The sequence below is a fragment of the Streptomyces sp. NPDC034085 genome, assembly GCF_055575555.1.
In genome coordinates, this window is the sequence record NZ_JBVISL010000012.1 from 38,827 (window position 1) to 57,813 (window position 18,987).

The 18,987-nt window shown below is 70.9% G+C and carries 13 protein-coding genes and 2 pseudogenes; 3 read left to right on the forward strand and 12 right to left on the reverse strand.

Annotated features, from left to right (window positions below; genetic code table 11):
• Positions 1-60: 60 nt before the first annotated feature.
• Positions 61-2,943: an AfsR/SARP family transcriptional regulator gene (locus tag ACZ501_RS30365; RefSeq protein WP_468799912.1), complete on the forward strand. Its 2,883-nt coding sequence runs from the start codon at positions 61-63 to the stop codon at positions 2,941-2,943.
• Between the two features lie 75 nt (positions 2,944-3,018).
• Here ACZ501_RS30365 and ACZ501_RS30370 read toward each other — a convergent pair whose 3' ends face one another.
• The 12 genes and pseudogenes from ACZ501_RS30370 to ACZ501_RS30425 form a co-directional block, all read right to left on the reverse strand.
• Positions 3,019-3,339 (reverse strand): hypothetical protein, encoded by a 321-nt coding sequence (locus tag ACZ501_RS30370; RefSeq protein ID WP_468799723.1) that lies wholly within the window; start codon positions 3,337-3,339, stop codon positions 3,019-3,021.
• A 229-nt stretch (positions 3,340-3,568) separates the two neighbouring features.
• The gene (locus tag ACZ501_RS30375; protein ID WP_468799725.1) at positions 3,569-3,952 is read right to left on the reverse strand and encodes a hypothetical protein; all 384 of its coding nucleotides are present in this window, start codon (positions 3,950-3,952) and stop codon (positions 3,569-3,571) included.
• 351 nt (positions 3,953-4,303) lie between these two features.
• Entirely contained in the window at positions 4,304-4,771 is a 468-nt protein-coding gene (locus ACZ501_RS30380) for an NUDIX hydrolase (RefSeq protein ID WP_468799727.1), read from the reverse strand.
• A gap of 1,393 nt (positions 4,772-6,164) precedes the next feature.
• Positions 6,165-6,515, reverse strand: a pseudogene (locus ACZ501_RS30385) (DUF6354 family protein).
• 1,869 nt (positions 6,516-8,384) lie between these two features.
• A complete protein-coding gene (locus tag ACZ501_RS30390; protein WP_468799729.1) occupies positions 8,385-8,516 on the reverse strand; it encodes a hypothetical protein in 132 nt (43 codons plus the stop codon).
• A gap of 339 nt (positions 8,517-8,855) precedes the next feature.
• A complete protein-coding gene (locus ACZ501_RS30395; RefSeq protein ID WP_468799731.1) occupies positions 8,856-10,979 on the reverse strand; it encodes an MMPL family transporter in 2,124 nt (707 codons plus the stop codon).
• A gap of 170 nt (positions 10,980-11,149) precedes the next feature.
• A pseudogene (locus tag ACZ501_RS30400) lies at positions 11,150-11,384 on the reverse strand (oxidoreductase); the annotation flags it as partial.
• A gap of 208 nt (positions 11,385-11,592) precedes the next feature.
• Complete coding sequence (locus ACZ501_RS30405) at positions 11,593-12,264, reverse strand: LysE family translocator (RefSeq protein ID WP_468799733.1); 672 nt, start codon at positions 12,262-12,264, stop codon at positions 11,593-11,595.
• Positions 12,265-12,330: 66 nt separating this feature from the next.
• Positions 12,331-12,645, reverse strand: coding sequence for a hypothetical protein (locus ACZ501_RS30410; protein ID WP_468799735.1), 315 nt, complete (start codon positions 12,643-12,645; stop codon positions 12,331-12,333).
• Positions 12,636-12,986, reverse strand: a complete 351-nt coding sequence (locus ACZ501_RS30415; RefSeq protein ID WP_468799914.1) for an aminotransferase class III-fold pyridoxal phosphate-dependent enzyme — start codon at positions 12,984-12,986, stop codon at positions 12,636-12,638. The genes ACZ501_RS30410 and ACZ501_RS30415 overlap by 10 nt, the downstream gene beginning before the upstream one ends.
• Before the next feature lie 1,185 nt (positions 12,987-14,171).
• The gene (locus ACZ501_RS30420) at positions 14,172-14,900 is read right to left on the reverse strand and encodes a DUF6193 family natural product biosynthesis protein (RefSeq protein ID WP_468799737.1); all 729 of its coding nucleotides are present in this window, start codon (positions 14,898-14,900) and stop codon (positions 14,172-14,174) included.
• A gap of 188 nt (positions 14,901-15,088) precedes the next feature.
• Positions 15,089-16,591 carry a hypothetical protein gene (locus ACZ501_RS30425; protein ID WP_468799739.1) on the reverse strand — a complete coding sequence of 501 codons (1,503 nt, stop codon included), beginning with the start codon at positions 16,589-16,591 and terminating at the stop codon, positions 15,089-15,091.
• A gap of 112 nt (positions 16,592-16,703) precedes the next feature.
• On the opposite strand from ACZ501_RS30425, the gene ACZ501_RS30430 reads away from it, so the two are divergent.
• Together ACZ501_RS30430 and ACZ501_RS30435 are read left to right on the forward strand one after the other, a co-directional pair.
• Positions 16,704-17,897 carry a sensor histidine kinase gene (locus tag ACZ501_RS30430; RefSeq protein WP_468799741.1) on the forward strand — a complete coding sequence of 398 codons (1,194 nt, stop codon included), beginning with the start codon at positions 16,704-16,706 and terminating at the stop codon, positions 17,895-17,897.
• Positions 17,894-18,592 (forward strand): response regulator transcription factor, encoded by a 699-nt coding sequence (locus ACZ501_RS30435; RefSeq protein WP_468799743.1) that lies wholly within the window; start codon positions 17,894-17,896, stop codon positions 18,590-18,592. The genes ACZ501_RS30430 and ACZ501_RS30435 overlap by 4 nt, the downstream gene beginning before the upstream one ends.
• Positions 18,593-18,987 lie beyond the last annotated feature (395 nt).

Here is an 18,987-nt window from a genome sequence, read left to right on the forward strand (position 1 = left end):
TCCGATCGATCAGACTTCGGGGGGTGGCTGATGAGATTTGGCATATTAGGGCCGTTGACGGTGCTGGACGACGTGGGCCGGCTTCGCCCCGTCGCGCGGCCGAAGTCCCGGGCCGTACTCGCTGCCCTTCTCCTCGACGCGAATCGCGTAGTTGCGTTCGGAACCGTTATGACCGCCTTGTGGGGTGATGGTCAGCCGGCCTCTGCGACCGCCTCCCTACACAACCATGTCGCGCGCCTCCGCAAGGACCTGGGCCCGGACGGTGCGGCCCGACTCCGCACGGTAGGCCGGGGATTCCAGCTCCAGGTAGCGGAGGGGGAAGTCGACGCCGACTCCTTCCTGCGACACGGCGACCGTGCCCGGGAAGCCCTGCGTCTGGAGAAGTGGGATGAAGCCGAGCGGGAAACCGGGGCAGGGCTGCGCCTGTGGAGGGGTACGCCCCTGGCCGACACGTCGACGGCGCCGGAGCACCCCGGGATCGTCTATCTGGAAGAGCAGAGGCTCCAGATCCTGGAGTGCCGGTTCGAGGCCCTGCTCAAGCTCGGACGGCTTGATGGCCTGTCCGCCGAGCTCGCCCTCCTGGTCGCGAAGCACCCGCTGCGCGAATCGTTCCACCGGCAGCTGATGCTCGTCCTCGACCGCACGGACCGGCAAGCGGAAGCACTGGCCCGGTACCAGAGCCTGCGGACCATGCTGGTGGACGAACTGGGCGTGGAACCCGGCCCCGCGGTCCAGCAGGCACATCGGCTCATCCTGGCGGGGAAGTGCCACCCGGACGCCCCGGAGGAAGCGGCCACCATCGCCGCTCCGCCCAGCCGGCCGGCGCAACTCCCCCTACCACCTCTGCATTTCGTGGGCCGTACCCAGGACATCGAAGCGATCCGCTCCGTGCTGCTCGCGGCCCGCACCCACCCGGCCATGGCCGTGATCAGCGGGATGGCGGGCGTGGGAAAGACCGGCCTGGCCCTGTACGTAGCCCGGGAACTTCAAGACGCCTTCCCTGACGGACAGCTCTTCCTCAACCTCCACGCGGCCACTCCCGGAGTCGCGCCGGTGGAGTCCGGCGAGGCGGTCGCGCTGCTTCTGCAGGGCATGGGCGTGGACCCGCGGCTGATCCCGACGAGCAGCGCCGCGGCATCGGCGCTGCTGAGGTCCACCCTGGCCGACAAGCGCGTTCTCCTGGTGCTCGACGACGTCTCCTCGGTCAGCCAGATCAGGCCCTTGCTGCCGGCCGGACCAGGCTGTGGCGTGCTGGTCACGAGTCGGCCTGCGCTCGCAACGCTGGATTCGGGCAGGCACATCCGACTGGCACCTCTGACACCGGCGACGAGCGGCCTCCTTCTGCGCAGGGCGTCGGGCCGCCCGCTGACGGCGGATGACTCCGCCCTGGTGGACAGACTCGTCGCCCTGTGCGGGGGACTGCCGCTCGCACTGCGGATCACGGCCGCCCGCCTGGCGACCCGCGAAAATCTCACCCTGGAAGCGCTGTCCGAACGACTCGCTGCACAGGAAGCCCGGCTCGACCACCTCGAACTCGACGATCTGAGCGTCCGCCGCTCGCTGGCCGCAGCCCACGAGGCCCTCACCTCGTCGCCCGAGCAGACCGACCGCGACGCGGCGTACGCGCTCACACGTCTCGGTTCCCTCGACCTGCCCGAGTATTCCGTCGGCTTGACGGCACGGCTCATGGACGTGTCCGAACTCCGCGCTGATCTGGCGCTCGAGCGGCTGGCCGAGGTCGCGCTGCTGGACGAGTCGTGTGCCGGCCGGTACGCGCCTCACGACCTCGTACGGGACTTCGCCCGGGAGCAGGCACGCTCCCACCCCGCGCGTTCCCACCACGCCGGGCTGGACGAGGGTGCGCTGCGTTGGTACCTGCGCCAGGCAGCGGCGTGCGCCCGAGTCCTACGCCCTGACAATTTCTGGGCCCGTACTCCGTGGGCGGACACGGACCCGTCCCCCGCGGACGGCTCGTCCTTCCACGACGCGACGGAAGCCCTCACGTGGGCGGATCAGGAGGCGGAGAACCTGATCTTCCTGGCTGGACAGACGGACGGCGGCAGACTGGGCCGCCGGCAAGCCATCGAACTCATCCAGATGCTCTACCCCTACTTCCACGACCGCGGACTCACACAGGCGAGGAAGCGTCTGACGCACCACTCGGTCCGCCTGGCCCGGGAAGGCGGCGATATGGAGGCGGAATCCGAGGCCCTCCGCTGCCTGGCAGTCGCCCAGTACTCCGACGGCTTCATGAACGAGGCGCTGCGCCTGCTGGAGAAGTCCAGCGCGATGCCAGCGGGCCAGGACGCCGTCACGCGCATGATCACGCTCGGCAACCGAGCGGCCGTACTGAGAGCCATGGGACGGTGCGACGAGGCCCGGACGGCCCTGGCCCAATGCCTGTCACTCCGCCCCGAGCCGACGTCCGCCTTCCATCAGGCGCTCCTCCTGGGGAACCAGGGATACGTGGCCGAACTGACTGACGCCCGCCTCGCGATCTCGTACCACCTCCAGAGCCTGGACATCGCGACGCGGATCGGCGCACAGGCGCTCCGGCTGGTGGCGCTGTGCAATATCGGCCACGCCCACCTGGTGTTGGGCGAGCCCGAAGCCGCGCTGACGCGCTTCGCCGAAGGCCTGGCCGTCACCGCCGGGGGCGGGTCCCACTGGAACGCGGAGAGAGAGATGCGCCGGGGCGAAGCCCGGGCGCTGCGCCTGCTCGGCCGCCTGGAGGCGGCGCGGCGCACCTGCGAGCTGCTCCTGGAGCTCACTCGGAACCGCAGCGACGTGTACGCGACCGGCCTGGCCGAGCACGAGTACGGACACGTCCTCCGCGATGCGGGCGATGAACTGGGAGCCCAGAGGCACTGGCACAGCGCCCTGCGTGCCCTGGAGGGCACGGATGCCCCCGTCCTCCCGGAACTCCGCCGGCTCGCGGCCTGATCGGCGAGCAGACGAACGGGGCCCCCGCCGGTTCTCCCGGCGGGGGCCGTTCACGATGCTCGTTTCAGGCGTTGCTCAGTTCCAGACCTTGCCGTAGAAGAACCCGCCGGTACCGTGCTCGTAGTAGTGCTCGCCGTACAGACCGCCCACGCACCTGCTCTTGGTCTCCCACCCGTTGGTGGGGAAGGAGGCGACCATCACATTGGTGTCGGCGTCCCAGAGTTCAGCCCGCCCCCAGTAGGCGAGGCCCGTGTGGGTGCCGGAGAAACAGACCTCGTGATTGCCGTTGGCGGGCACGCTTCCGCTGGTGCACGTGTATCCCTCGCAGACCGAGGAGGCCGCGCTCGCGGGGCCGGCGGCTATCAGCCCGAAGGTGGCTACCGCGGTAGCTGTCATGACAGCCTGAATGATCCTCTTCTTCATGGTGTCTCCGTGTTTCCCAAGAAAGGTCCGCTGGACGAGACATGCGTTCCGCTTGCCTCGTCACAGGTGCTGCTCCGTGGGGAGCGCACGGACAGCACTGTGCTGGCCCGGGCCAACAGCCCACCAACACGAGCCCAACCGCACGCGCGGAAGCTCCGGTCGCCGACCAGGTCCGCGCCACCGCCGGCGGCCGGGCCGGCTCTCACGGGCGGGGGGGGAAGTGGACGGCCTTGCCCGAGTACGACAGCCGCAGCGTGAACAGGTGGCACTTGGTCACGGTGCCCGCGAGCCGCACCCACACGTCCGCGAAGTCCACCTCGGCTTCCTCACCGGGGAGATGGACCTGCGGGACCATCCCCACCAGCTGCCGGTGCCCCTCCCGGGCCTCGGTCTCGATCTCCGGCCGGCGGACCGCGACGTAGTCACTGACCGTCGAATACGACACCTCATCGAAGCCGTGTTTCTGCGCGAGACGCTGGTAGATCCGCCGGGCCGTGTGTTTCTGCTTCCGCGGCGCGGTCAGATCCTCCCGCAGCATCTCGTCGATCCAGTCCTTGGCCGGATCCAGCACCGATCTGCGAACCACGGGTTCCTTGCGCGGAGGCGGGACGGCCGACTCCAACGCCTGCCTCACGGTCCTTCGATGCACCCCGTACTTCTCCGCCAGCGCACGCTGCGACAGACCCGCATCGAGACGCCTGTCCCGACGGATCGCAGCGAACAGTTCAACGCGCGACAAACCCACCCTGGCCTCCCGACATGACCGCGATCAACACACACGGCCTCTGACCAGACCGTGATCGACGCACACCCCCTGCCGTCGCCGGGCGAACGGAGCAGCGCATTCACTCCAAAGAGGGCACGTCGCAGACCTGGCTTATCGGCCTGCTCACGAATGTCGCCGGGGCAAGCAGGCCGGGCAGATGTTGGCGATGCCTCAGTGCTGGAGCAGGCCACCGACCGGGACAGGAGCGACGTGGCCCGTTGCGGGAAGAGCCTGCGCCAGGGAGAGGCCGATGTCGACCAACGATGACCGTCGCAGGCCAGCGGCATCGGAAACCGGAGTCCAGACCGACTCTGCGATTTCGCCGTTCGGCTCAGGCCGGAGCTGGCCGCCAGTGATACGGACCCGGTAGAAGATGCCGACATTCTGGTGTTCGACACCCGCACGAGCGGTGGCCGCAGGGATCACTCGTGAGTCCACTCCCAGCAGGCGATCCACCACCGCGGTGCAGCCGTTTTCGTCGGCGACCTCCCGGATCACCGCATCGAACGGATCCTCCCCGTGCTCGACCCTTCCGCCCGGAAGAGTCCAGTGGCTCCCGCCCTCCGGTGGTACGTGATGGGCGAGCAGCACCCGCCCGTCCTCGATACACACGGCGTACGCCGCCAACCGGAAACTCATCCCCGCACCCCCTACCGGACCCTATCCAACGTCCAGGATCCGCGCATCGCTACGCGGAGTGGAGCCAGATCAACTTCTTAGGCCCTGGAGCCACTTCTGTTCCGTGCGGCGGAGCCCAAAGAAGTGCTTACAAACACCCGGTCCTGCTGACCCCGCGGGGCGAGCCGTACGCAGCCACCTGCGAGGTCGCGGCCGCCGACGCCGCCGGTCAGCGGCCGAGGGACTGAAGGGACTGAGAAGACCATGAAGGGCCAACGTGTCTGTGCCCGCTGTTGTTCAGGGGGTAGAGCGGAACCTGCGATGCGCCGCACACCGGTGCGGCCAGCTCGTGGGAACCCGAACAGGGCTGGCACCACCGAGGACATGGCCGCCGGGCTCGGTCATCCAGCACGCCAGGCTCGGTTCGCCGCCCCGGCGAGCTGCCCGCGGTTGCACGGACAGCCGGCCCTGGTGCAGGGACCGCCCTGCCGCCCCCAGGAGCGGAGAGCAGATGTGGTCACCGGACTGCTTCCTGGTGGACGACTCGCTCTTCCCGCTGGCGATGTCTGTCGTCTCAGAGGGAAGCGAGGTAGTACCGCTACCAGCTGGCTGCGGAGCTGATCCGGGAAGTCCCCTGGCTGGCCCTGCCACCACGCCCCGGATCGCCTGGGTGGTTCGGCACGTCGCCGACGCAGGCTGGAGCGCTGCCGAGGTCCAGGGATGGCTGCACGCCCGCGGCGAGGTCAACACCGTCCACCGCGCCTCAGGACTCCTCGCGACCCTGCTGCGCGGCGCCCACGAGATCGTCCGCACCCCCGAGGCCCGGGCCGGGCTGGTCTCGGACTGGCGTGAGCTGCAGTGGAAAGACTTGAGCAACTGCCCCCCATTGGGGTGCAACGGTCCTCATCAGAAACAGCCGCCCCGCAGGCTGCGACAGACCCCTCCGGGGCGGGCTTCGCCGGGCCCTTCGCGATCGCCTTCCGGGGCTTGCGAACCTTCCGAGCGGCCTTCTTCGCCAGCTGCGCAACTCCTGGCCTGCAGCCCCGTCAAAAACCAGCCTCCCACCCGGCCACCAGCCCGGTCACAGCCGACCGCCACCTGACGGGCCAACCAGCATGCGCGCCCCGTCCACGACACCCGACAGCGCCCTGCGTACCATGCGCCCTCATACTGCGCGGCCCCGCAGTGTCGGCCAGCCGCACGCACCGCGCCCCGGCGGCTGGGCTATCTGGCCATGTCGGCCGCCACACTCATCGGCGCCGCCGGGCACCGGCAGGGCCCGGCACACCCCGGCAGACGCCGACCCGCTCGGTGAACGGGGCCCCGTGGGGCATGTGCGGGTCGGTACGGACGCAAGGATCGTCCGGGTCACGCCAGTCCTCGGTGCCGCCGGTCCCGGTCCGGTGCGTCTCGCTTACGGGCACTGGACCTCTCCCGCCGGGACGAGCCGGCGCAGCACGTTCAGGGCCACCCGCGCGTAGTCGGGCGGTGTGGCACCGGGGTGGTGGACTTCGGTGAGGGTGGCCAAGAGGGCCAGGTACTGGGGGTCGGCGTCGGCCGGGTCCTCGACGAGCTCAAATGCGGCAGACCGGAGCCGGGCGGAGCTCGCATGGGTCGTGCGGTCGGCCGGGCCCCGCAGGTCGTGTCCGACCACGAAGTCGGCCCGTCAGTCGCGGACCTGGGTGACGCGCAGCCGCCGGTCCCGGTCCTTCATGTCAGGCGCGAGGTCGCGGTACAGCTGCCCCTCGGCCACAGCACTCCTCATCACGGGTGACTCCCCTTCCCGGGTACGGGTGTTGATCGAACGCGGTCCGGTGGCCGCTGTGGCGGACGGTACGGGCCCGGTGGAGCAGCCACGCGCTATCCGGACGGCGCCCGGGCTCCGGCAGGCCGGCGGGGCGGGGTGCCGAGCGGGCAACTCTGCGAGAGCTCGGCCGTGGTGCCGCTCCGGTCCCAGCCCCGCGACCGGTTCGGACGGTGGGGATGGTGGTGGAGGCGCTGGCGGAGGCACGGGGGCCGTGGGGGAACAAGGCGCCGGGCGGGGCGTGCAGGGCCGGCAAGGCCGCGCCGAGCATGCGGCCCGCGTGCTCGGATCCAGGGCCCTGCCGCAAGGGGGTGTTGTCCCACAGCTCGGCCTTCAGCCGGTCCCGCAGGTGATGGAGGGATGCGTTGTGACGGTAGCCGTCATCAAGGCCAGCTGTACTGCAATCTGCGTCGGCGGCGTTGTTGGGAACGTCGACGCACTGGTTGGTGGCCGGGTTGTTGAGGGACTTGTCGCCGGCGCGGTAAACGAACTTCACCCCTGCCACGAAATCAAGGCGCAACAGTGGCGCCTGACCGGGAACACGGTCCGAGCCCTGTCCTAGGGTTCTATGCTGCCAGCTACTAGATCCTTCGCGTAGGCCAGAATGGAGTGCAGGCAAGGACTACGATCAGGAATGCGAGGACGCTATCCTCGTTTGCGCACGCCGTGACAGACTATGGAACGCCCTCGAACAAATACATTCAGAGATGGATCGGTAAACCCGGTGCGATGGAAATGACGGGGGGTCAGGACATGACCATGGTGTCCAGAACGGTGATCCCTCGGCATTACAGCCACAAGAGGGTGGGATGAATAGATTCCGCAAGCTGTGCATCACTCTCGTGCGCCTCGCTCTCTTTACTCCCGGAGTGGTTGCATGCGCTACTTTCGAGCACCCGGACGCTGGATATCCTAAGAATATTCTGATCGAGCGAGCAGCGTTGGCGCGCTCATGGACATACGGCGAGAGCCGAATTACCCTGCACAAAGACGGGACGTTTGCCTCTGAGGGAATCAACCTCGAAACCCTTGAATGTAGACCCAATGGCGCACCTGACCCAGGTAGTGGCACTTGGGGCTCACTGGAAACCGGGCAGAGGAGCGTACGAATTGCTCTTAAATTCAAAGAAGATTGCTTCGGATCACTCTGGACCGGCGAGCTGCAGGGGCACCCGGTTCTTTGGCGTGAGACGAGCTATGAGAAGCACCAGTTTGTTGCTTTTAAGTAGGCAGCACCCTCGGCCTACCTCGGCGTTACAGTCGGGGTGGGCCGTCATCACTTCCGCACTTGGCCAACTTGTACCCGACTCGAAATTCCACTGAAGAGCAAGAGGGAGACGAGGCCGCCTCCCCGGCGCCCGGACGGCGCACGGCGCGGCCAGAGGAAGCTGGTGACGAGGGAGGCATCGACTGAACGACGCCTCGAAACCACCGCCCCGACGAGGGACTCGGATGGTCCAGGGGGGTCCTGACCTGCTGGCGGCGGGCAGCCGTCGCCCTCGGCACGCAGGTCTCAGGCCGCGCAGTCCAGCGCGCCGACCGCCCACGACCCGGCCCGGGAGCGGGGCACGGCCTGGGCCAGGCGGTCCTGGAGACCTTCGTGATCGGCGGCGTTGGCGCCGACGAGGGCGGGAGCGAGGCCGCGGACGGAACAGGCGACGGGTTCGGCGAGGGGCCCGTACCACAGATGCGTCGGCGACTGGGAAAGGGGTGTTGACGACCATATAGGCGGCTGCAGGCCCGCGTGGTGGCGATCTGGGAAGCGCCGAGCCGGAATGCGCCGTCCCCGCCAGGTGACGCCGAGCGCTGGGCCGGCGTAGGTGCTGCTCCTCACACGCCGCGGACGGCGAGCCGGACCGGTGCCCGGACTCCGCTCGCGCGCAGAACCTCGAGGATGGTCCCGGTGGTCCAGGCGGCGGCGTCCGCGGCCACCTCCCGGCGCACCGGAGGGGTCACCCACACGACTCAACTCCACGCGCCTGAGCACCCGTTACGGCACGTCGACCGGTCCGGTGAGACACCGCAGCGTCCTCGCCGGTCGGGCAGCGATCACGTCCGCGCCCCGGGTACGGTCGTCCCTCCCCGCCCCACAGCAAGGCCGGACCGTGCACTGGGGTGCGACGAAATCATGCACTTTGACGCCTTTAGGCGGGTCGGTGACGGGCTGGAGAGGGGCCGGGCCCATGGCCGCAGCCCAGCCCCGAGAGATCCCCTCTCAGAATCGAACAGCAATTTCACAGCCGCCGGTTGGCTCCTGCAGATGTGCGCGCGGGCGTCCTCCCGCTGCCCGACGGGGCGTGGCTACGGCGCGCTGGGCGCCGGGTTCTTCGACAGCGGGTCGGGATGCGGTCCTCGGGCCAGGGAGCTGGGCCACCAGCTGCGCGGGCCGATGTCGATCACCAGGGCCGGGACCAGCAGGGAGCGGACGACGAGCGTGTCGAGCAGGACGCCGAAGGCCACGATGAACGCGATCTGGACGAGGAAGGCGAGCGGGATCACCATGAGGGCCGCGAAGGTGGCCGCGAGCACCACTCCGGCGGAGGTGATGACGCCTCCGGTCGTGGTCAGGCCCCGGAGCACCCCTTGGCGCACCCCGTGGACGAACGATTCCTCGCGGACCCGGGACATCAGGAAGATGTTGTAGTCGACGCCGAGCGCCACGAGGAAGACGAAGCCGTAGAGGGGGACGGAGGAGTCGGTGCCGCTGAACCCGAGCAGGTGCTCGAACACGAGCGCGGAGACACCGAGTGTGGCCAGGAAGTTCAGTGCCACGGTGGCGACGAGGAGGAGCGGGAGGAGGAAGGAGCGCAGCAGCAGGAAGAGGATGAGCAGGATAATGCCGAGGACGACGGGGACGATGACCGTGCGGTCGCGGGCTGCGGTCCGCTGGGTGTCGTACTGCTGGGCCGTGTAGCCGCCGACGATGGCGTTGGCCTCGGGAACGGCGTGGAGACGGGTGCGCAGGGCGGCGACCGTTTGCTTCGCGTCGTCGCTGTCGGCGGCGGCCTCGAGGGTGGCGTCCATGCGGATGCGGCCGTCAACCACCAGCGGCTCGCCATTACCGGGTCGGCCGCCCGCTGTCACGGGTGCGACCGAGGCGACGCCGTCCGTCGCACGGGCGGCTGCCTGTACGTCGGAGGCCTTCGCGGCGTCCGTGATGATCACCGTGGGCTGGCCGGATCCGCCGGGGAAGTGCCGGCTGAGGGCCGTCTGTGCGGCGACGGAGGGCGCGTCCTTGACGAAGATCTCGTCCAGGGGAACACCGTGGGAGGACAGGCCCGTTGCGCATGCGGCCAGAGCGAGCATGAGGACGGTGGCGGACACCCAGACGCGGCGTGGAGCCCGGCCGACGACGGCCGCCACCCGGTTCCACACGCGGTGTCCCTCCCCGGTGGCGTCGCCGGCCTTCGGAGTAGCGGGCCAGAACGCGGTCCGGCCCAGGAGGGCCAGTACGGCCGGCAGGAACGTCAGGGTGGTCAGGACGGAGCAGACGATACCGATGGCACCGACCGGGCCCAATGCCCGGTTGTTGGTCAGGTCGCTCGCGAGCAGGGCGAGCAGGCCGAGGGCCACGGTGGCGGCGCTGGCGGTGATCGCCCCCGCCGAACGGCGGACCGCAGCGAGAACAGCGGCCGTGCGGTCCCCACGAGCGGCGAGCTCCTCCCGGAACCGTGCCGCGAGCAGCAACGCGTAGTCGGTCGCCGCGCCGATGACCAGGATGGACAGGATTCCTTGCACCTGGCCGTCGACCCGCACGACGCCGTGGTCGGCGAGGGCGTAGACGGCGGCGCACGCCAGCCCGAGGGCGAAGACGGCGCTGATGATGATCACCAGGGGCAGCAGCAGGCTGCGGTAGACCAGCAGCAGGATCAGGAGCACCGCGCCGAGCGCCACGCCCAGCAGGAGACCGTCGATGCCGGAGAAGGCGTCGGCGAGATCGGCCTGGGTGGCCGCGGGTCCCGCGATCTGCGCGCTCAGACCCGGTACGGATTCCGCCGCGGCACGCACCTCGTCCAGGACCGCCGGCAGTTCGTCGCCCAGATCAGGTGCGAGGGGGGCGACGGCCTGGAGGGCGAGCCGGTCGTCGGAGGGCAGGGCGGGCGAGGGCGGTCCGGAGATCCCCGGCTTCCCGGCCAGCACGGCGAGCGAGGCGGTGGCCTCCTGCTGCTGGACGCCGGTGACGGGAGCGCCGTCCTCGGCCTGCCATACGATGATCGCCGGCACCGACTCGGACCGTTCGAACGCCTTCCGCGCCTCCATGACGCGGGTGGACTCGGCACTCTGCGGCAGGAAGGCCGCCTCGTCGTTCGTGGCGACCTGACCGAGCTTCCCCGCGTAGGGGCCGAGGGTTCCGCCGATTCCCAGCCAGACCACCAGCAGCAGTGCGGGCACCAGCCATCGGCTCCACCTCGACAAGCTCTTCATCGACAGGGCTCTCCTCTACTCAACCGTGAAGTGTCTCGATGATCGACAGATCAGAAGTCCGGTCTCCCTCCGGTACTTCCGTGCGACGACTCGATCGGATGCAGTCCTCTGCCGGACGCTGGGTTCAACCGACCGGACCCTGCTTCCGCGGCCAGGCCGTACGGCGGTGGTCAGCCGGGGATCGGGGTGGCTCGGGTCGCGGTGAGCGAGAGGTCCCAGAGCCGTGCGGCCGGGTCGGGGGCGATCGCGTACGGGCGTACGCCGCCGTCGTCCATCGGCGCGTCACGGTCCACGACGCGTGCGACGTCGCAGCCTTCGAGGTAGAGGCCGCCGCGGTCGTCGAGGAGTGGGGAGGTGGCCGCCCACAGACCGGTGGCGGCCGGTGGCGGCCCCTTGGGACGGCGACCGCTCTGCCACCGCCACCGCATCGTGGAAGCCGGGCAGGGTGATCCGGCCCGACTCGTCGCTCAGCAGGCTCACCACCCTGCAGAGCTCGAAAGCCACGTGGGAGGCAGCGCCGGACACGGCCCCGTGCAGGACTCCCCCGCGTGCGCGTTGCACCTCCCCGGCGCCGGGGGTCAGCCGGCCTGTCGGATCCGGAGTGGCCCCGGCGTCATGCCGTGGCGGCTACGCCGATGCCGATGGTGATGAAGAGCCAGCCGGTGGTGAGTTCCCAGCGGTGCCGGAAGGTGGGGCGGGAGAGGAGGGTGCGCAGGCGGGTGGCGAGGGCGGCCAGGGCGAACCAGTAGACGATGCCGATGACGACGTCCAGGGTGCCGAGGAAGAAGATCTGGCGGGTCATGGATCCGTCGCCGTGGACGAACTGCGGCAGGATGCTGAGGAAGAACAGGGCCGCTTTGGGGTTGAGGACGTTGGTCAGGAAGCCCTGGCTGAAGCCGGACCGCCACCGGCTCCGGGCCGGGCCGGTCGGGGGCGGTTCCTTCGCGGGCAGGCCGTCGGGGCCGGTGGCGGTCCGCTGCCCGGCGGCCCGCTCGCGCGCGGTCCGCCGAGCGGCCAGCACGGCCCGGACTCCCAGGTAGACGAGGTAGGCGGCGCCGAGCAGCTTGATCGCTTCGTAGACGACTGGGGAGCGGGTGGCGATCAGCGAGAGCCCGGTGGCGGCGGCCAGCATGTGCACGCACAGCCCCGCCTGGGCGCCGAGCGCGGCGGCCCGGCCCTTCGACGGGTGTTCGGCCGCCGACCGGAGCACCACGAGGAAGTCGGGCCCGGGTACGAGGTACGCCAGCAGCACCACGCCGAGGAACCCTACGAGGTCGACCGACATCCGTTCTCCGTTCGTCAGTCCCGTGGCCGGTGTGCCGCCGGGGTGGTCCGTTCGACTGTCGTGCCGTCAGGCCACGAGGGTTTCGACGCCCGCCACCGAAGCGACGGCGTCTTCGAGTGTGGCCAGGCCCTGTTCGAGTTGTGCGTACGCCACTGTCAGGGGCGGCAGGATCTGCGCCACCTCGTCGTGCGGTCCCGCCGTCTCCATCAGCAGGCCCTTGCGGTAGGCGGCCTCGCACACCTCGCGGGCCGCGCCCGCACGCTTGAAGGGCAGGCCCCAGGCCAGGCCGCGCCCGCGCGGGGCGGGCAGCCCGTGGAAGGTGCCGTTGTGCTCGCCGCGCTTCCACACGTCGTACTCGGGCCGTATCAGGGTCAGGGCCATGGGCATCCCGTACCCGCTGTGGACTTTGGCAGGCAGACGGTGTCGGGGACGATCCCGGCCGGTTCGAAGGAGATGAACGCGCCCGTGTGCCCGTAGCCCGTCTGTATGTCGTCGACCGCCAGCAGGGTGCCGTGCTCCCGGATCCGGGAGGCGAGCGTGCGCAGCCAGGCCGGGCGGGCCGTGTTGATGCCGCCTTCGCCCTGGACGGTCTCCATGACGGCGGCTGCGAGGGGACCCTCGGCGGCGATGTCCAGGGACCGGTGAGGCGGGCCGAGGCCTGCTCGTCGTCGTCCGCGGGTCGTCGAACGGCACGGGCACGGTGTAGGGCAGCGGTACGCCAGCCGCGGCGCGTTCGGCCGGGGTGGCGGTGACCGCCAGCGCCCCGAGCGTCATCCCGTGGAAGCCGTGCGTGAAGTAGGCGACGGTGTGGCGCCCGGTGACCTTGCGGGGGGGGCTTGGGCGCGGCCTCGAGGGCGTTGGTGCCGACAGGCCCGGGGAACTGGACGCCGTAATCAGCGGGCGGTGTGGCGGGCGGGGGCCTTCTCGCCGCCGCCGAGGCGGGCCGCTTCCGGGAGGGGTACGCGGCGTGCGCCCGGCGGCAGGGACCGCGGGCCGGTCCGTGGGGGGGGAGGCAGTGTCGAGGGCGGCGAGCACCGCGTTGCGGTCGGTCTTTCCGTTGGGGCGGAGGGGCAGGTGCGCGAGGCGCAGCAGCGTGCGCGGGACCATGTAGGCGGGCAGCTCCTCGCGCCGAGCTTCCTGGAGCGGCGGTGAGTTCGCCGGTGTAGACCGCCCGCAGGACGGGAGCGGGCCGGCTGATGCGGGCTACTACGACCGCGTCGATCACTCCGAGGCGTGACTGCAGGGCCTCTTCCACCTCGCCGAGTTCGACGGCGAACCGCGCGGGGTGCGGCCGCGGCGAAGGTACGGGCCTGTTTGAGGGTGAGCGGCTCACCCGCGAAGGCCGCGTAGCGCAGGGTCGGCATCGACTCGGGCGCCAGGCGCCGCATGCGGGCGGCGAGCGAGACCACCGACGGTACGGAGAACCATTGGGTCAGCTCGTGCCGTGCCACGAACCCGGCAGGGTCCATGAGCTCGTCCCGGGTGGGTACGACGAGGACCGCCCCTCCCGTCGTGGGCGGAAGCCTGGGCAGCGCGGAAGAGGTCCAGCCAGTTGTGCTGTGGGACTGCGGCGGCCAATCCCCTCCAGATCCTCGCCGGGGCCTACTACCCCGCCTGATCACGGCGCGGTAGGTCCCGAGGCCGGCGCGTGCGGCCCTATCGGAAGGTGATCCTCTCCTACGAGCGGTCCTGGGTCCTGTGCACGGGCTCAGACTTGTGGGCCCACCAAGGCCGCCGGCCCGGCCCCGCTCGTCGGGGCCCTCCTCAACGACTCGGAGATCGAGGCCGCACGACTGTCCTGGGCGCCCTGACCGACCGCCGCCTGCCCGCTTCTAACGGCAGCCACATGGCCTGGAGATGGGTAAGCGTCAATGACGGGGACAGGCTTCGGCCTCCCCCGCCTGGCGTCACTCCCTGCCTTTGGCCGTGCCCATGACGGCCGGACCAAGTCCGCCGGGGAGGTGGTTCACCGCCTGGGCGACAGCCTCTTCGGCCGTGGTGGCCTCGCTGATGACGTCGGCGTGAGGGTGCTTCAGGACGCGGTACGGACTGCCGCCATGTGACGGGGCGATGGCAACCTCGCTCTGGAACGGGAATCCGGTGCAGGAGCTGAAGCCGAGCGTCCAGTGGCTGGAGAACACATAGAGCTCTCGCAGCCGCCGTTCGGCGTGAGCCGCTTCCACGAGTGCGCCGAACTCAGGGAAATCCGGAGCCTCGGCTGCCTCATTCCGTATCAAACGCCACTGCAGCTCCACGACCGCGGCCGGCCCGCGCTCGTGCGCCTCGGCGTGCTCGCTGGAGTGCAGAAACGGCAGCTCCGCCCGCAGCTCCCGCAGGCTCCCGCCCTGCCCCCACGCCACGCCGGCCCTGACGACATCCGCAAGATCGGGCGTGGATCCGGTGATGAGTTCGACCCCCTGGCTCCAACCGGAGACACCGAACCAACGGCTCTCGGCCCCGATGCGAACGGACAGCGGCTTGCGCTCGGGGACCGACGCAGCGATGCCCGCCGAAACGAGTGCCCCCCAGTCGCCGGGCACCACCGCGAGATCGACACCAAGGTCGGCCGCCAGTCGTTCCAGCGCGGCGGCAAGGCTGCCTGCAGCTACTAGCTCGGGATATAGCTCAGAGTTCACCTCCGAAGTCTGCCATTGCCCTGACGGCTGGCGCTCGAAGGGCGGGACCGGCGGTCAGTGGATGCCAGACCGGGAGAGCCGCGTGGTCGTGTTGTTGTCGGACGGGTACTTCCCCGCCTTCCCCGCCCGCGCAGAACCCGGCCTCCGAGGAGGTCGCCGACCTGGGGGTCGGGCAGGGCGCGGGCGGTTCAGCCGGCCCGGCCGCCCCCGGAGCTCCTGCACCGCGCGGCGAACCACAGGAGCAGCGCCGCGTACGCGCACAGCACGCCGAGCCCGGCCCACCACGGCAGCGGGAAGTACCCGGCGGAGGGCGCGTAGTGGGCCAGGACCTGCGGGTGCTCGACGAGGGTCTGCCGGGTAGCGAAGCCCGCGGCCGGGGTGAGGCGCAGTAGCCACTGCGCCGGGCCGTCGGCGATCAGCGGGAAGGAGGTCACGGCGTACGGGAGCCCGACCGCCAGGAGTGCGAGGGGAACCGCGAACCGGGCGCGCCGCAGCAGGGTGCCGAGGGCGAACGCGACGACCGCGGAGAGGGCGAGGGCGGCGGCCGTGCCGAGGACGACGCGCGCTCCGGTGGGTGTGGACACGGGGAGCACGGTGATCCCGTTCCCCTTGAGGACCGACACGCCCGCCGGGAGCACGATCGCGACGGCGAGGAGCCCGGTGGCGAAGGTGGCGGCCGCGACGACGGCCGCCCGGGCCGCGAGCACCCGGCGGGTGGGCGGCCCGCCCGGGTTCCCGGAGGTGGCGAAGCGCACCGCGACCACGAGGACGACGAGGAGGGCGAGCGGCAGGCCGCCCAGGGTGCTCTCCACCGGGCGGGCGCCGTCCTCGGCGCCGGCCGGGCCGATGTCGCCGATGCCGGTGACGGTGATCGTGCCGTCCTTCTCCACTGCCCCGGACGGCTGGTGGTACTTCTCCCAGTCGGTGCGGTTCATGTCGCCGAGGGTGTCCGTGGTCCAGCCGCCTTCGGTGGCCGCGCCCGTCAGGGCGACCTTGTCGAAGACCGCGGAGGCCTGCGTGAAGCGCACGTGTTCGCGTACGCCGCCTCCGAAGCCGGTGGGCTGCAGCGTCAGGTCGCCGGGTGAGGCCGCGAACAACCCGACCCGCGCGGTCTGGCGCAGTCCGGGCAGCCGCGCCGTGCCGACCTTCGTCCAGCGCTCGCCGTCAGGGGACTCGTAGCCGGTGACGGTTTCACCCGACCGCGTCAGCCGCAGCCAGCGCGGCGACTGGGCCGAGACCCCGCCGGCGCGGCCCGCGATGTCGTGGTGGTAGTCGTACTGCATGCGCACCCCGTGGGCGCCGGTGAGCATCAGCCCCGCGTACGAGGATCCGGGGCGGACACCGTCCTTGATGATGATCCCGGCCTTCGCCCACGGCACCAGGCCGGGGAGGATCTGGTCGTGGTTCGGTGGCGGGTAGGTGATGGTGCCGGTCATGGACGTCATCCGGACAGTGATGGTGCCGTGCTCGCCCAGCTCGCGGTGGGCGAAGGCGAACTGGTCGTTGACGAGGGAGCCGTCGGGTCCGGTCGGGTCGACGGGGCACGGGCCGTCGCAGGACGCGTGGTTGCCGAAGGCATGGAGGAGGCCGAGGGCGATGACGGCCAGGGCGGCCGCGGCCATCGCGATCAGCCGGCCCGGACGCCGGAACCGGGTCCACTCCCGCCGCAGCGGTTCGTTGGTCGTGGTCATGGGGCGGTTCTACGGTCCGGTCCCTCACACGGTCCGAACCGTCCCCGTTACGCCGCTGTTAGGTGCAGCGGGGCATCCTGGGCCCGGCCGGACGCGGAGGGGGACGGGGACCATGGACATGCTGCGGGGCGGGACGGTCCGCCGGCGGTTCACGCTGCTCTACGCGGCCGGCTTCCTCGGGTCGGGGACCGTACTGCTCGCCCTCAGCCACCTGATGTCCGGCACCCGGGTGACGGGCATCGCCCCCGGACAGCTCCCGGACGGCGGGTCAGGCGGGTCCGGCGGGTCCGCCGTCGCCGTCGAGCAGCAGGTCCAGGACCTCCAGCGGCAGCTCGCCGAGATCCAGGGGCAGCAGGGCCACCGGCTGCTGGTCGGCTCGCTGTTCGCGCTGCTGGTGATGGCGGGGCTCTCGCTCCTGCTCGGCCGGGTCCTCGCCGGGCGGGTGCTGCGTCCGCTGCGGATGATCACCGTGGCGACCCGGCGGATCTCCGCGGCCAATCTCCACGAGCGGCTCGCCGTCGCCGGGCCCGCCGACGAGGTCAAGGAGCTCGCCGACACCGTCGACTCCCTGTTGGAACGCCTGGAGGCCTCGTTCGCCGCGCAGCGCCGCTTCGTCGGCAACGCCTCGCACGAACTGCGTACGCCGCTCGCGACGATGAGGGCGTCGCTGGACGTGGCCGTCGCCAAACCGGAACCCGCGGAACAGACCGTCGTCCTCGCCGGGCGGCTGCGGACCGAGCTCGACCGGCTGGACCGCCTGCTGGACGGCTTCCTCGTCCTCGCCCGCGCGCAGCACGGCACCCTCGCCGAGCGGACCCCGGTGCCGCTGGGCGGACTGGTGGCGGAGGCGCTGACCGCGCGGGCCGCCGACATCGCCGCGAAGGGGCTGACCGTCGAGGGTGTGGATGGGGCAGGTCCGCCGCCGTGGACGCGGGGCAGTGCCGCGCTGCTGTCGCGGCTGGTGGAGAACGTCGTCGACAACGCGGTCGTGCACAACCAGGAGGGCGGCTGGATCCGGATCTCGGCGGGGCAGGACGACGGCCGGGTACGCCTGGTCGTGGAGAGCGGAGGACCCGTACTGGACCAGGGGCAAGTGGACCGGTTGGCGCAGCCGTTCGAGCGGCTCAGCGCCGACCGGACCGGGTCGGAGGACGGATCCGGGCTGGGGCTGTCCGTCGTCGCGGCGATCGTCGGGGCGCACGGCGGCCGCCTCGCCCTGCGGGCCCTTCCAGAAGGCGGTTTGGGCGTCACCGTGCTACTGCCCGCGGCCGCCGGGCCGGACGGGGACGCGGGGGTGGCGGCGTGAGGGTGCTGGTCGTCGAGGACTCGCGGTCGCTGGCCGAGGTCGTCGCTGAGGGGCTACGGGACCAGGGGATGGCCGTCGACGTGGCGTACGACGGCCTGGCCGCCGCAGCCAGGATCGACGTGTACGCGTACGACGTCGTGGTCCTGGACCGCGATCTGCCCGGCATCCACGGTGACGTGCTGTGCCAGATGATCACCGAGCGGGACGGGCGGGACGGGCGGGCGATGGTGCTGATGCTGACCGCCGCCGGCGAGCCCGGCGACCGGGTCAGCGGTCTCACCCTAGGGGCCGACGACTACCTCGCGAAGCCCTTCCACTTCCCCGAGCTCGTCCTGCGCATCCGGTCCTTGGCCCGGCGCAGGCCGGCCGCCCGGGGCCGCACGCTGCGGGCGGCCGGCCTCGAACTCGACCCGGTTCGGCGGACGGTGCTGCGTGAGGGCCGGCCGCTGGAGCTGTCGGTGAAGGAGTTCGCGGTCCTGGAGGCGCTGCTGCGCGCCAGCCCCGGCTTCCTGAGCGCGGAGCAGCTGCTGGAGCAGGTGTGGGACGAGAACGCCGATCCCTTCACCAACACGGTCACCGTCACCATCGGCCGCCTGCGCCGCAAGCTGGGCGCTCCCCCGGTGATCACGACGACGGCCGGGGTCGGTTACCGCATCGCCGAGGCCGCCGGACCGGGTCGGCCGGCCGGCTCGTAGGCGCCCCTCGCGGACTTGCCGGACTTGTAGGGGGCGAAGTCCGCGTTGTCCCTACAGCCGAGCCACTGCGAGGCGGCGCCATGCTTCGCTCTGTGGTCGCCTGGCAGGGTGAGCACCGTCTCATGGTGGTTGCCGGTCGGCTGTGTGCCAAGCCCTGTCCGCCGCCTTAAACCACAAGGTCGAGAGCGGGGCCCGCCTCTGACCGTGACCGACCCTGCACCACCTCCCGTGCCGATCACGTTGCGCGGCCGTCGTACGACTCGCTCCCGTACCACTCCGTAAGGTGCCTTACGGACCTTCGCAGCGCCGCGCGGAGGCCAAAGGCCGGAACTCGGCGGGGCCAGGACCCCACTGCCGCGGTCAACAGGACTCCTGGATGCCCGACTTGGTCTAAG

Excerpts from the sequence above, each read along its gene's own strand:
- ACZ501_RS30425 (WP_468799739.1), bottom strand. The coding sequence starts at position 16,591 with ATGACCACGACCAACGAACCGCTGCGGCGGGAGTGGACCCGGTTCCGG.
- ACZ501_RS30410 (WP_468799735.1), bottom strand. The coding sequence starts at position 12,645 with ATGGCCCTGACCCTGATACGGCCCGAGTACGACGTGTGGAAGCGCGGC.
- ACZ501_RS30405 (WP_468799733.1), bottom strand. The coding sequence starts at position 12,264 with ATGTCGGTCGACCTCGTAGGGTTCCTCGGCGTGGTGCTGCTGGCGTAC.
- ACZ501_RS30395 (WP_468799731.1), bottom strand. The coding sequence starts at position 10,979 with ATGAAGAGCTTGTCGAGGTGGAGCCGATGGCTGGTGCCCGCACTGCTG.
- ACZ501_RS30430 (WP_468799741.1), top strand. The coding sequence starts at position 16,704 with ATGGACATGCTGCGGGGCGGGACGGTCCGCCGGCGGTTCACGCTGCTC.
- ACZ501_RS30370 (WP_468799723.1), bottom strand. The coding sequence starts at position 3,339 with ATGACAGCTACCGCGGTAGCCACCTTCGGGCTGATAGCCGCCGGCCCC.
- ACZ501_RS30380 (WP_468799727.1), bottom strand. The coding sequence starts at position 4,771 with ATGAGTTTCCGGTTGGCGGCGTACGCCGTGTGTATCGAGGACGGGCGG.